The sequence below is a fragment of the Salinivibrio sp. YCSC6 genome, assembly GCF_004916735.1.
Classification (GTDB): Bacteria; Pseudomonadota; Gammaproteobacteria; order Enterobacterales; family Vibrionaceae; genus Salinivibrio; species Salinivibrio proteolyticus.
Window position 1 is genome coordinate 1,286,035 of the sequence record NZ_CP039516.1, and the last position, 12,666, is coordinate 1,298,700.

A 12,666-nucleotide genomic window follows, 5' to 3' on the forward strand; every position below is an offset into this window, starting at 1 on the left:
TGTGCCAAGCGTTAGCAGCCACGACTACGATTACTCCGCAGTAAGGAAGTATAGAAATTGAAAATAAAAAAAATTGATATAAGGAAATTTAGATCAATCGAACAATGCTCGATGTGTTTCAGCGATATTAATGCTGTAGTAGGGCAAAATAATAGCGGAAAATCCGCAGTAATACGTGCATTAAATACATTTTTTAACCCGGAGAATGAAGAGCATTCGTACATACAAGGGAAGCATGCGTATACCAGCAAGTCCATTCCCAAAATTACAGTAACATTTGGAAATCTCGGAGAAAATTTTCAACCATATAGAGATGGTGATGTTCTTGAAATCCAGCAAGCCTATTCTTCTTCCAACCGAAGAATATCTTACAAATATCGTAGCGAAGGGAAATTTATTTCTGCGCCTGACGATTTAATCCAGAATATAAAAGAAAATATAGCGTTTGTATATATCCCGCCAAATAGAAATCCTGATCAGCTTAAGTGGGAAGAAAACGCACTAATTAAAGATTTAGTTGAAGAATATCTTAAAGTCGAAACGCAAAAAAGAGACACGCTAACTCCAAAATTCAGAGCGGCAGCTGGCTATCTTGAAAATGGCGCTTTAAAGAGAATTGCCAAAGACGTTGAAGGTTACTATTCGCTTAGACATACATTTAAATTTTCTCTAAGTTTCAATCAGGATTCGAATTTCATGTCATTCTTAAATGGCATTGAAATGCATATTAATGAACTAGGTGTTGACCACTATTTAGACGATTGTGGTACGGGGTTGCAAAGTTTAACGATTATCGCCCTTCATAGAGTTTTAGCAAATCTTAGACACCAGAATATCATTCTTGGCTTAGAAGAACCTGAAACAAATTTACACCCTCAAGCTCAGCGTGAAATTATTAGCTCTATTACCCGATCATCACATGATGATGATGTGGCTCAGGTAATCCTCACTACACACTCTACAGTTCTAATTGATAATATTGACCACTTAAATATTGCATTAGTAAGAAAAGTGTCTGATTCCACTAGGGGGTTTAAATCAAAATTACTTAAATTACCTTCCACTTTCTTTGAGGACCATGATTTAGAAGAGTTCAAATACTATCAATTTCATTTGTATCGGAATAGTGATTTTTTCTACGCGAATCATGTGATTTTCGTGGAAAGTAAGAACGATGCCGAGGTTGTTAAGATTCTTGCTGAACGCGCAGGAATTGATTTAGACCTATATGGGATTAGCTTGATTAATATCGATGGAGTAAGAAACCTATCTTACCCTTTTCATATAGTGAAAAAACTAGAAATCCCGTACTTAGCAATTCTGGATAAAGACTATTTCATACCGTATCTAAATGACGAGCTTAAACTCAGTAGAGATGGGCAAGGTTTACCCAAGTATCGATACGAGTATAAATCAGGAATTATCCTAAATGAGTTAATACCAACTAAGTCTGATAGAGATGCAATTCTAAATCACATGAAGACAAATCATAGCAAAGCGCTGGACTTATTCGAAAAAAATAACATAGTTTGTATGAAATACAATCTAGAAATGGACTTACTGTGCTCGGATAAAGCTGTTGAGGAAATGTCTAAGCTTTTAGATTTAACAGAAGAGCAAAGTAATAGGAAATTTATCCTTGAAGAAAGGAATAAGGCTGCTAAAAAATTGGATAAAATGCTAGATACTCTTCGAGAGCTTAGTAATCAAAACTTACCAAACTCTTATAAACGAATTAAAAAGCTTGTCACTACGATTGCATCAAGCTGCTAACAATGCGCTGCTGTTGGACAAATTTTCCGCCGCGCTCGGAATTTTCCGCAGAGCGCGGCGTTAGATTAAAAGGTATAGAATGTTAACCGATAGAGTTGTAAATATATCATCAATGGCAATTGCCCTTGCTGCTGTCTGTGTTTCAATTTGGCAAGGTGTCGTGATGAGAGAACATAACAAATTGTCATTAAAACCATATATTACATCTGCACCTAGATTACCCGGTGTCGGAGGTGATAACGGAATATTTGTTGCAAATGATGGCCTTGGTCCAGCATTTATCAAAGATGCGAAGATTATTGCGAATGGAAAAGAATTTGATATGACAAAAAATAGTTGGCCAGAAATCTATGATCACCTTGGTGTGAAAGGATTATGCTATTCAGAAAGTTGGTTTAAAAAAGGTGCATCCTTGACTCCAGGAGAAGCTATTAAAATTCTGGCTCCAACGACAAATCCTGTAGCATATGGATGCAAAACTGAATTTGTAAAACTACTATCAGCTCTAGAGTTAGAGCTGTCACTTGTATATGAGTCGATTTATGAAGATGAATACAAATATATACAAAGAGTTGGCCTAGATAAGCAGGAAATAGAAATATATAAGCAGCAGCTAGAAATTTAACCTAACACATATGAGCCCTTCTCCGGTCAATAGGCAATAGCATATTTTTTTTTGGCTGCGCGAGCAGCCAATGTTCTCGAACAACAAAATGGTCTACTTCGTTCTGTCATTTCCGCCATTAAGTCATTGCTTACGACAAACACATATATAAGGTCTCTTACTGCGGTCTCACCGCTGCCTGCCAATCCTGTGACAGGGCCATTTCTCGTTCCCACGCTCCTGCGTGGGAATGCATATCTATCTCATGCTATTATTCAAACACAAAAAGCACCATAACCAGTGTTATATTATTCTTTCTAGGGCATTGAACTGGCTTGTTCGCTAAAGGTATTGACTCTGTCCGCTAGTATTAGAACAGAGCGCAAGTGTAGTTCGGTGATCTTGTGGCGAACCCTGACTATGATTCAAATGCATATACATTCCCATGCAGGAGCGTGGGAACGAGTTAAGAAGAATTTAACGAGATATGTGTTCGTTAAAAAAATAGAGCTTTATATACTTGCGTGATATTAATAATTCTTCCTATAAATAATTGCTTGGTGGGTGATGGTTTTAAAATGGTGCGTGGTTATTTATAGGGATATTTTTTTAATTTTCAGTACTGACAAGGATTAGTTATGTCGAAATTAGTTATAGAAACAAGTGATGATATTAAACAAGCCAAAGAACTGTTGGGAAAAAGCATCCCAATGTATCGAGAGGCATATAGTGATAGAACGGCTTGGTTAATGGCATGCTTTGCTGAACTTGCTTACTTTAAATTCAATCCGCCTGTTATTACAGAAGATGTCGGTAAAAGAATTGAGGGTATGCTTTTGGCGGGGAAAGAAAATAGCCATATGCTAAAAGCATCAATTCTATTAGCTGTACAGAAGTTTAGTTATGATTACGTAAAAGAAAAGCGGCTTCTTGAAAAGCAACTTCAGAAACTTGATGCTGAACTTGTCGCTACGTTCAATGAAAATGGCAGCCAAGCAATATTGATTAAAACTAATGATTTTATCGTCTTATCATTTCGTGGCACTGAGCCACTCGAGTTAAAAGATATAAAGTCAGACGCTCGTGCCACTCTAACTAAATGTGTGACTGAGGGGAGAGTTCACTCTGGATTTCATGATGCATTTAACTCAATCGAAGTAGAAGTCAATCAGGCACTCGAACAGTATAGAGAACTACCATTATTCATCACAGGGCACTCTCTTGGCGGAGCACTGGCAACAATAGCTGCGAAGAGGATAACTCATAGCGGCGGTAATGCAGCATGTTATACATTTGGCGCCCCCAGAGTGTCAGACGATCATTGGCTTATGACAATGAAAACACCAATTTACCGAGTAGTGAATGCGTCTGATGGCGTAACTATGGTACCACCACCCAATATGCTTATAGAGCCTCTTTCTTGGATTTTAAGTTTTACACCTGCAGTGGGGGATAAATTAAAATCTTTTCTTCGAGATAAGTTCGGAGGTTATATTCACGGTGGTGATATGCGTTTTCTCACAAATGTCAAAACTGGTGAATACGATAAGGCTAGGTTACTCACTTATGTTGATATTTGGTATCGGCTTAAAGGATGGATGAGGAAGCAGTTTACCTGGAAAAAGTTTGGAACAGACCATAGCATGTCAGTCTACCGTTCGAAGCTAGCATTTATAGCTTTGCGCAGGAATTGAAACAGTAACAGCGTGACACTTTCCCTAGGCATTCAAGTAAGGATCCGTTTTTATTACAGTGGCAGGGGTGCGGCGAAAAAGATGATCCAGTTTTTAGAGCACCTAGCGAAAGAGCAGGGCTTGCGATTGCTAACGCTCGAGTCCACGCTGAATGCAGCGCCTTTTTATCGCGCATGCGGCTTTGTGGGCGATGAGGTATCAACGTATCACTCCCCAAAAGGGATCCGTTTAGATTGCGTGCCGATGGAAAAACTACTCTAAACACAACATCGATAACAAGGAGCAAGGATGACTGACGTTTTATCACTCGTTTCAATTGGGTTCGCATTTTTTGTTGTCGCGGTCTCTCCGGGGCCGGCGAACATCTCCAATGCAACCGTCGCCATGAGTAAGGGGCGAAAAGTCAGCCTTGTTTACGGCGCAGGGTTGTCCATTGGGCTGCTGTTTTGGGGCATTGTCGCCGCCAGTGGCTTGGGTGTGGTGCTACAAGGGTCGGTATATTTACTCATGCTGCTAAAAATCGTGGGTGGCGTTTATCTTCTATGGCTGGCTTACCTTTCTTTTAAATCATCTTTTAACGCCGCCGCGACGGTCTCCACAAAAGACAATCATGAAGTGGGATACCGAAAGTGGTTTGTTCGTGGCGTGGTTTTAAATTCCTCTAATCCTAAAACCGTGGTGGCTTGGATGGCGGCTTTGTCGGTTGGGATGGGTTCAAGCAGCGATGGGCTATTTCTTGTCGCTGCGGTGCTGACTTGTATGCTGGTCGGCTTTTTGGTGAATGGGATGTACTCCCTGTTGTTTTCAATCAACGGCGTGATGAACGTCTACCAAAAAGTGGCGCATTGGGTTGAGCGAGTAGTGTCTGGGATCTTTGCGCTGGCAGGATTAGGATTGCTGCGCTCTGCTTTTAGTCGCAATCCTGCGTGAGTCGTGACACGCAAGGCTCTAGAGTAAGCGTGTTATTGCCTTGCGCGAGGGGCTAAACCCTTTGATAAAGAAAATTGTCGCACTGTTGCTGACGTAATCATGCATATTGGAGTTTCAATAAATGGCACTCAGAGCCTTCACCCAATCTGACTACGAGCGATTGATAAACTGGATCGAATCAGACGAATTAAACTACCAATGGGGCGGGCCAGCCTTCGATTTTCCGTTAAACGCGCATCAGATCAGCCAGCATTGTGCACAACCCGACGTGTGGCCTTTTATGTTTTCTGTCTCTAGGGAGAGCGCGGGATACGCAGAGCTGGTCAAAACCAGTGAGGCGCACTTTCGCATTTGTCGGGTTTTTATTGCTAAGCCGTTTCGCGGTAAAGGCATCGCCAATCAAATGCTCAGCCAACTTATCCAATTGGCCACGTCAGAATATCGTGCTTGGGTGCTATCGCTCGCAGTGTTTGAGCACAACACCGCGGCTAAACGGTGCTATGAGTCATTGGGGTTTGTGGTCACTTCTCGAGAAAGCGGTATGCGTTCATTTCGCGGTGAGTCATGGGTATTGCTACGTATGGAAAAGTCGCTCTTGTCATCCGATTAGCACTTTACCTCAACCCAACTTGAGGGATTAATCTGGTGCCATTCACATAAGGAGTCGACGATGACATCAGCACCCATGATTGAAGAGTATTTACATCGCCTCGCGTTGAGTGAGATGAAGGGCGTGGCACTGGTCACTGAGCTTATTGAAAAGCACTTGGCGCGGTATGCGTTTTCTAGCCTTAATGCCTTGGCGGGGCAGCCGCTTTCTTTACAGACGGATGCATTGTTTGAGCGGTTGGTGGTGAACCAACAAGGCGGCTATTGCTTTGAGCATAACAAGATTGCCTACCTTGCCCTGAAACATTTGGGGTTTGATGTGCGCAGTGTGCTGGCGCGAGTGATGCTCAATGGTAAACCCACCAATCCGCGCACTCACCGTATGAATGTGCTTGAGCTCGATGGCGAGACTTATCTAGTGGACGTTGGTTTTGGCAATAAAACCCCGCGCGGGTTACTCAATATCAACCAGCGCACCTGCACCATCGGGCACGATACCTATCAAATCACGCGCAATGGCGATGTGGTGACCGTGGTATTATACGAGCCCGGCCAACCACCATTAACGCTGTACGAGGTCGAGCTTTATGACGTAGTAGAAGCCGACTTTGAAGTGGCGCATTTCTATTCTCATCAACACCCCGAAGCCATTTTCGTCAATAACCTCGTGGTGTCGTTGATCACCGCGTCACACCGCTATTTGATTCGTAATCAGCAGTTTTTGGTCTGGGATACGGCGGGGCAGCTTATTACCGAGAAAAGCATCGATAGCATAGAGGCATTAACTCAGTTGGTTCATGAGGTGTTTTTATTGCAACCGCCCAAAGCGGTATTGGAAACTGCGTTTTCAAAGGTGATGGCCAACGCGGCGGTTTGAGTGAGCGGATATTAACGAGTACGTTCGTCTTGACGTACGTACTCGATGTCGTACAATTGTTTAAAAACCAATCACCGGAGAGGCGCTATGACGGGGATCACTGCCACTGAAGCGCGTAGCAAATTGTATCGGCTCATTGATGAAACCGCCGAATCGCATCAGCCCATTGTTATTGCGGGCAAACGTAACAAAGCAGTGCTGATTTCTGAAGAAGACTGGTCAGCCATTCAGGAAACACTCTATTTGCTTTCTGTACCAGGGATGCGTGAGTCAATTCGCGAAGGCATCGCCACGCCGACGGATGAATGCGATGAGGAGTTGGACTGGTGACATGGAAGTTGGTTTACACCAAACAAGCCGAGAAAGACGCAAAAAAGCTGGCTTCTAGTGGCCTCAAACCAAAAGCGCAAGAACTGTTAGCACTGATTGAAGACGACCCCTACCGTAAACCTCCTCCATTTGAAAAGCTTGTCGGCGATCTCACTGGTGCCTATTCACGCCGTATTAATATTCAACATCGCTTGGTCTATCAAGTCCTCGAGGATGAACAAGTGGTGAAAGTGCTCAGGCTCTGGAGCCATTATGAATAGTGGCTAATTCGAATACTCTTCTCTCATTTTTTTAAGGAACAAAGTGTGAAATCTATCTTCTTTTTTAATTCGATGTTGACGCCAAAACTGGTCACCGGACTGTATTGGCTGTTGTTACTGATTGCATTAGCTTCGGGGTTAGGCACCATGTTTGGAGGCTACGGTGGGGTGCGGCTGGAAAACATTGCCATTGGCCTATTTACCATTGTTGCCGGTGCAGTAGGAGCAAGAATTTGGTGTGAGTTGATGATTGTGATTTTTAAAATCAACGAAAATCTTCAAAGCCTCAAAGAGGTGAAAGAGCGTTCAGACGTGTAAATGCGTTGATAGCGTTGAGGATTAAAAAAGCCAGCGAGATGCTGGCTTTTTAGTAAGATTATCGGCGCCTTATTCTTGATACAGGCCGAGGTTTTCTTTGGCGTAGGCTTCAAATTCGGTAAAGCCGCCAACGTGCTCTTGGTCAACAAAGATTTGTGGCACGGTTTCAACCGGTTTACCGACGGTTTTTTCCAGATCGGCTTTGCTGATACCTTCTGCGTGGATATCCACATAGCGGTAGTTGAAATCTTCACGGCTTGTTTTCAATTCTTCAGCCAAATCTTTTGCGCGAACACAGAACGGGCAGCCAGGGCGGCCAAAAATTACGACGAACATAGTCATCTCCTTTAGCATCAATGAGTTTACTATGCCCGATCCCCGGGTAAGAAAAAAGACGAAATTACCTTTTGCATTGATAGAAAAAATCGATTGTTCTTTTTCACCGCACGTAAGGCCTTGTGTGACGCGGATGGCTAACAATATGGCGGAATAGTAGGTAGAGCAATGGTTTGCGACACCGTATAGAAAAGTGTATACCCGTATCACCTGATGTTATACCGATTGAAAGGACCCATCATGAATCCAACGATTGAGACACTGCTTTCTCACCGCTCTATTCGTAAATTTACTCAAGACGCGATTTCTTCCGAGCAATTGACCCAGATTATTGATGCGGCGCGCGCAGTATCCAGCTCAAGTTTCTTGCAGTGCACCAGCATTATCCGTGTGACGGACAAAGAAAAACGACGTTTATTGGCGGAATACGCGGGCAACCAAGCGTATGTGGCCGACTGTGCGGAATTTTTAGTGTGGTGTGCCGATTTCCATCGCCATGAGCAAATCAGTCCAAATGCCCAACTAGGTTTCACTGAGCAAACGCTTATCGGTGCCATTGATAGCGCGCTGATGGCGCAAAATGCCATGGTGGCGGCAGAGTCGATGGGCCTAGGCGGCGTATATATTGGTGGCCTACGTAACCAGCCGAGCAACGTAGCTGAGTTGTTGGCATTACCTAAACATGTGTTGCCTTTATTTGGAATGTGTTTAGGGGTGCCCGCTCAAGATCCGGAGCGCAAGCCTAAGTTGCCTGCATCTTTGTTAGTGCACGAGAACAGCTACCAAGCGATGGATGAAAAAGCGCTTGGTGAATACGACCAGCAAGTACGCGAGTATTATCAAACCCGCACGGGGGGCAACAAAGATATGTCGTGGAGCGAGCAGATCTCGGCAACATTGGAAAAAGAGTCGCGCCCATTTATGAAGGATTTCGTGAATAAGCAGGGTTTTAGCACCCGCTAAACGCATCAAGTTTCCCTTTCATATTCACCGTGTAAAAAAGCAGCATTACGCTGCTTTTTTTATGTTTTTGGGCGCAATGTGCCTAAGTTTTCTCACTGTTTTGTTGGCTTAAAGTTGGATTTTTCCTTAATGCGCCAAAACCTATTTACATCCTTGGTATAACCCGTAATATTGCCGCGTTTTTGTGCTGTACGATCATTTTTCCTTAGGGTTGTGAGCACAGTTTTTGACTTTTGAATCATATTTTTTCGAAGTAGGGTAACTATGGAAAACAAATTGGCTAATCCAGCGCCTTTGGGGTTGATGGGTTTCGGTATGACAACCGTGCTGTTAAACATTCATAATGCCGGGTTCTTTCCGATTGATAGCATGATTTTGGCGATGGGCCTGTTCTACGGAGGCCTAGCGCAAGTGATCGTGGGCATCATGGAATTTAAAAAGGGCAACACCTTTGGCACTACAGCGTTTACCTCATACGGCCTGTTTTGGTTGACGCTGGTTGGTTTGATTGTGATGCCAAAGCTTGGCATTGCTGAGGCCAGCCCAGCCGCATTTATGGGATGGTATTTGGTCATGTGGGGCTTGTTTACCGGCTTTATGTTTATCGGCTCACTGCGCTATTGCTTCGCCAAGCAGTTTGTTTTCGGTAGTTTGACGGTACTGTTCTTCCTACTTGCCGCACGTGATTTCACTGGCAGTGCCTTTATTGGCACCATTGCAGGCTTTGAGGGGATTGTGTGTGGTTTAAGCGCGATCTATTTCGCGATGGCGCAAGTGCTAAACGAAGAATATGGTCGCACTATTTTGCCAGTGGGCGACAAACAGCCACAGGCAGCTGTGGCGCAACACGCCGCTTAATCGCTATACCGCGTGGGCGTATAGGCTCACGCGGTTATCGTGGCTTCGCTGAGGCGTAATAGGTTAGCGCTAAGCCCAAATAAAAAGCCCGAGTTCATGACGAACTCGGGCTTTTTTATACCGTGTGAACGGTGCTTATCGCGTCAAAGACGGTTAGCACATCACCTTAACCGCAAGACCGCCTTGCGATGTTTCACGGTATTTTGCATTCATGTCTTTACCGGTCTCCATCATGGTTTCGATGACTTTATCCAAAGAAACACGTGGCTCGGAAGAGCGTTGAAGCGCCATACGAGAGGCGTTAATCGCTTTCACCGCGGCAATACCATTGCGCTCGATACAAGGCACTTGCACTTGGCCCGCAACTGGGTCACAGGTCAAACCGAGGTTGTGCTCCATAGCGATTTCTGCCGCCATGCACACTTGATGAGGGCTACCACCCATTAGCTCGGCCAAGCCTGCTGCGGCCATAGAGCAGGCAACGCCTACTTCGCCTTGGCAGCCGACTTCTGCACCAGAAATTGAGGCGTTTTGCTTATACAAGCCACCAATTGCACCGGATGCGGCGAAATAGCGCGTGTAGGTTTGCTTGTCGACGGTTTCGATAAATTTATCGTAATAGGCCAGTACGGCGGGGATAATGCCGCACGCGCCATTGGTTGGTGCGGTTACGACACGGCCACCGGCGGCGTTTTCTTCGTTGACGGCAAAGGCGAACATGTTCACCCAATCCACTACGGCCATCGGATCAATGTTGTATTTTTCGCTGGTTTTTAATTGGTTACGCAGCGCAGCGGCACGGCGTGGCACACGCAGAGGTCCCGGAAGTACCCCTTCGTTTTCCATGCCGCGGTTCATACACGCCTGCATGGTTTTCCAAATGTCAGCAAAGTAGGTATCGATTTCTTCTTGGCTGTGCATGGCACGCATGTTGGCCATGACCAAACCGCTGATGGAAAAACCGGTTTCTTGCGTGAGCGCCAACAAGCCGTCTGCGGTATTGAAGTCGTAAGGGACCTCCACCGTTTGCATGGCAGGCTGACCGAACTCGGCTTCTTCGACAATAAAACCGCCGCCGATCGAGTAGTAGGTTTTGCTCAGCACACACTCATCACCTTGCCACGCATGGATTTGCATGCCGTTTTCGTGCAAGGAGAGGTTGGAGGTATGGAAGTTCATTCCACCGTCACGCGGAAAAGCGACCACATGCTGCTGTTCGCCCAGCGGCAATTGCTCGGTGTCTTCGACGCGTTTGACGAAGCCAGGAATAGAGTCAATATCAACGGTTTCAGGGCTGTTGCCTGCAAGGCCCATGATGATAGCGATGTCGGTGTGGTGGCCTTTACCGGTGAGAGACAAAGAGCCGTAGACATCAACGCTAATCCGATCGACGTCGGTTAAACGTTGATTCGCGACGAGCTCATCAATAAAGCATTTACCGGCTTTCATTGGGCCAACGGTGTGAGAGCTGGAAGGACCTACACCAATCTTAAAAATGTCAAAAACACTGATCATGTGTCTTACCTCAGTCAATGCCCTAAGGGCAATGGATTTAGTGTTTACGCAATCCGTCCGTGGTATTGACTGTGATAACGAGCGATACCGCGCTCGTAATGAGAATCAGGAGCAGGGCAAGCCCCACTCCTGATTTTTTGGGAATCACCGCAAACATCGATGGATGCGGTTGACTGAGTCATCCCGATAGTCACCTCTATGACTATCACGCATTTTATTGCGATTTAGAAGAACAAACCGTAAAGAATGGCTGAGATTGCAATCAAACCCATGACCAATACAAAGGCGTTGCTAATTGTACCTGAATACTTCTTCATTGCTGGCACATTTTTCACGGCGTACATTGGCATAATGAATAGGATGGTGGCAATGATTGGGCCGCCAAGTGATTCAATCATACCCAGAATGCTTGGGTTTAGGGTCGCAACCAGCCAAATGGTCAGGATCATGAAGACCACAGTGAACACGTCGATTTTCTTGCGGTTAACTGGTTTGTTATCGGCGCCACGCATCACTTTGACGATCAAACCGTTCAGACCTTCACGAGCACCTAAGTAGTGACCGAAGAACGAAGAGACGATAGCCACGAACGCGACGATAGGACCTAGGTACGAAATGAATGGGCTTTCGTGCTTGTTAGCGAGGTAAGAAAGAATCGCGATGTTTTCTGATTTCGCCGCTGCCAGATCGGCAGGGGTCAGTGATAGTACGCAAGAGAACACGAACAGCATCACGAAGCCAAGTAGCATACCTGCCGCACGCAGCAAGATTTGCGCAGATTTCTGCTCGGCATCTTTACCGTGATCACGGCTTTGTGCCATTGAGAACGCTGAAATCGCTGGGCTGTGGTTAAACGCGAAGACCAACACTGGGATAGAAATCCAAAGAGTGATGGTAAAATCACCAACAGAAGGGACTTGTGATAGCGCCGCCGTGTTCCACTCAGGGATCAGGTATAGCGACATAAACAGCAAGATACCGACCAGAGGGTAAACCAAGAACTGGGTTACGCGTAGCATGATTTTCTCACCCAGCAGCATGATAGCCATCATACCGAGGATCAGAACCAGTGACAGGATCACGCGTGGCGGTGAGGCCATACCTAGCTGATTTACCAAGAAAGAATCAACGGTGTTGGTGATACCGACGCCGTAGATCAACACGATAGGGTAAATAGCAAAAAAGTAGAGCAGGGTGATGATCTTACCCGCGGTCGCGCCAAAGTGTTCTTCAACCACTTCGGTGATATCGCTGCCGGGCTTCTTTGAAGATAGAACAAAGCGAGATAGGCCACGGTGGGCAAAAAAGGTCATGGGGCCAACAAGCAGCGTCATCACTACGAGCGGCCAGAATCCGTGCATGCCGGCGTTAATCGGCAAGAACAGGATGCCAGCGCCTACCGCGGTGCCAAAAAGAGAGAGCGCCCAAGTTGTATCTTGTTTGGTCCAGCGCAGGCGCGATGTCGCACTGGTACCTGTGGTCGAGGTCGTTTGCATAACAATACTACTCACATTGTGTAGGGGAACAGAAATCAGGGATGGCGAATTCTGGCGATTTCCACGCAGAAAACCAAGAGCTGGATCGCTATATGAAAAAGAG

General features: G+C 45.4%; 14 protein-coding genes and 1 pseudogene. 12 read left to right on the forward strand and 3 right to left on the reverse strand.

All coding sequences use genetic code 11. The features are described from left to right. The first annotated feature begins 57 nt into the window (after nucleotides 1-57). The 10 genes and pseudogenes from E8E00_RS05925 (at nucleotide 58) to E8E00_RS05970 (ending at nucleotide 7,395) form a co-directional block, all read left to right on the forward strand. Nucleotides 58-1,773: an ATP-dependent endonuclease gene (locus E8E00_RS05925; RefSeq protein WP_096628638.1), complete on the forward strand. Its 1,716-nt coding sequence runs from the start codon at nucleotides 58-60 to the stop codon at nucleotides 1,771-1,773. A 79-nt stretch (nucleotides 1,774-1,852) separates the two neighbouring features. After that, nucleotides 1,853-2,398, forward strand: a complete 546-nt coding sequence (locus E8E00_RS05930) for a hypothetical protein (protein ID WP_136588371.1) — start codon at nucleotides 1,853-1,855, stop codon at nucleotides 2,396-2,398. A 617-nt stretch (nucleotides 2,399-3,015) separates the two neighbouring features. Beyond that, a complete protein-coding gene (locus E8E00_RS05935; RefSeq protein ID WP_096628633.1) occupies nucleotides 3,016-4,071 on the forward strand; it encodes a lipase family protein in 1,056 nt (351 codons plus the stop codon). Between the two features lie 54 nt (nucleotides 4,072-4,125). Then, nucleotides 4,126-4,332 (forward strand): annotated as a pseudogene (locus tag E8E00_RS05940) (GNAT family N-acetyltransferase); the annotation flags it as partial. Nucleotides 4,333-4,359: 27 nt separating this feature from the next. Continuing rightward, on the forward strand, nucleotides 4,360-5,001 hold the full coding sequence (locus E8E00_RS05945; RefSeq protein ID WP_096628628.1) for a LysE family translocator: 642 nt from the start codon (nucleotides 4,360-4,362) through the stop codon (nucleotides 4,999-5,001). Between the two features lie 121 nt (nucleotides 5,002-5,122). Next, complete coding sequence (locus E8E00_RS05950) at nucleotides 5,123-5,611, forward strand: GNAT family N-acetyltransferase (RefSeq protein ID WP_096628625.1); 489 nt, start codon at nucleotides 5,123-5,125, stop codon at nucleotides 5,609-5,611. Nucleotides 5,612-5,671: 60 nt separating this feature from the next. Next, nucleotides 5,672-6,487, forward strand: coding sequence for an arylamine N-acetyltransferase (locus E8E00_RS05955; RefSeq protein WP_096628623.1), 816 nt, complete (start codon nucleotides 5,672-5,674; stop codon nucleotides 6,485-6,487). Between the two features lie 87 nt (nucleotides 6,488-6,574). Next, a complete protein-coding gene (locus E8E00_RS05960; RefSeq protein ID WP_021022842.1) occupies nucleotides 6,575-6,817 on the forward strand; it encodes a type II toxin-antitoxin system Phd/YefM family antitoxin in 243 nt (80 codons plus the stop codon). After that, nucleotides 6,814-7,077, forward strand: coding sequence for a Txe/YoeB family addiction module toxin (locus E8E00_RS05965; RefSeq protein WP_096628621.1), 264 nt, complete (start codon nucleotides 6,814-6,816; stop codon nucleotides 7,075-7,077). Before E8E00_RS05960 ends, E8E00_RS05965 begins: the two co-directional genes overlap by 4 nt. Nucleotides 7,078-7,122: 45 nt before the next feature. Next, nucleotides 7,123-7,395 (forward strand): DUF4282 domain-containing protein, encoded by a 273-nt coding sequence (locus E8E00_RS05970; RefSeq protein WP_096628619.1) that lies wholly within the window; start codon nucleotides 7,123-7,125, stop codon nucleotides 7,393-7,395. Between the two features lie 69 nt (nucleotides 7,396-7,464). Here the strand turns inward: E8E00_RS05970 and E8E00_RS05975 are convergent, their stop codons facing one another. Then, entirely contained in the window at nucleotides 7,465-7,731 is a 267-nt protein-coding gene (locus E8E00_RS05975) for a GrxA family glutaredoxin (protein WP_069587260.1), read from the reverse strand. A gap of 240 nt (nucleotides 7,732-7,971) precedes the next feature. Between E8E00_RS05975 and nfsA the strand changes: the two genes are divergently transcribed. Further along, a complete protein-coding gene (gene nfsA, locus E8E00_RS05980; protein WP_096628616.1) occupies nucleotides 7,972-8,694 on the forward strand; it encodes an oxygen-insensitive NADPH nitroreductase in 723 nt (240 codons plus the stop codon). Nucleotides 8,695-8,958: 264 nt separating this feature from the next. Then, entirely contained in the window at nucleotides 8,959-9,552 is a 594-nt protein-coding gene (locus tag E8E00_RS05985) for a GPR1/FUN34/YaaH family transporter (protein ID WP_069587264.1), read from the forward strand. Between the two features lie 153 nt (nucleotides 9,553-9,705). Here E8E00_RS05985 and E8E00_RS05990 read toward each other — a convergent pair whose 3' ends face one another. Both E8E00_RS05990 and E8E00_RS05995 read right to left on the reverse strand, forming a co-directional pair. Continuing rightward, the gene (locus E8E00_RS05990; protein ID WP_077639407.1) at nucleotides 9,706-11,067 is read right to left on the reverse strand and encodes an L-serine ammonia-lyase; all 1,362 of its coding nucleotides are present in this window, start codon (nucleotides 11,065-11,067) and stop codon (nucleotides 9,706-9,708) included. A 224-nt stretch (nucleotides 11,068-11,291) separates the two neighbouring features. Continuing rightward, nucleotides 11,292-12,563, reverse strand: a complete 1,272-nt coding sequence (locus E8E00_RS05995; protein WP_069587267.1) for a serine/threonine transporter — start codon at nucleotides 12,561-12,563, stop codon at nucleotides 11,292-11,294. Nucleotides 12,564-12,666: the final 103 nt, after the last annotated feature.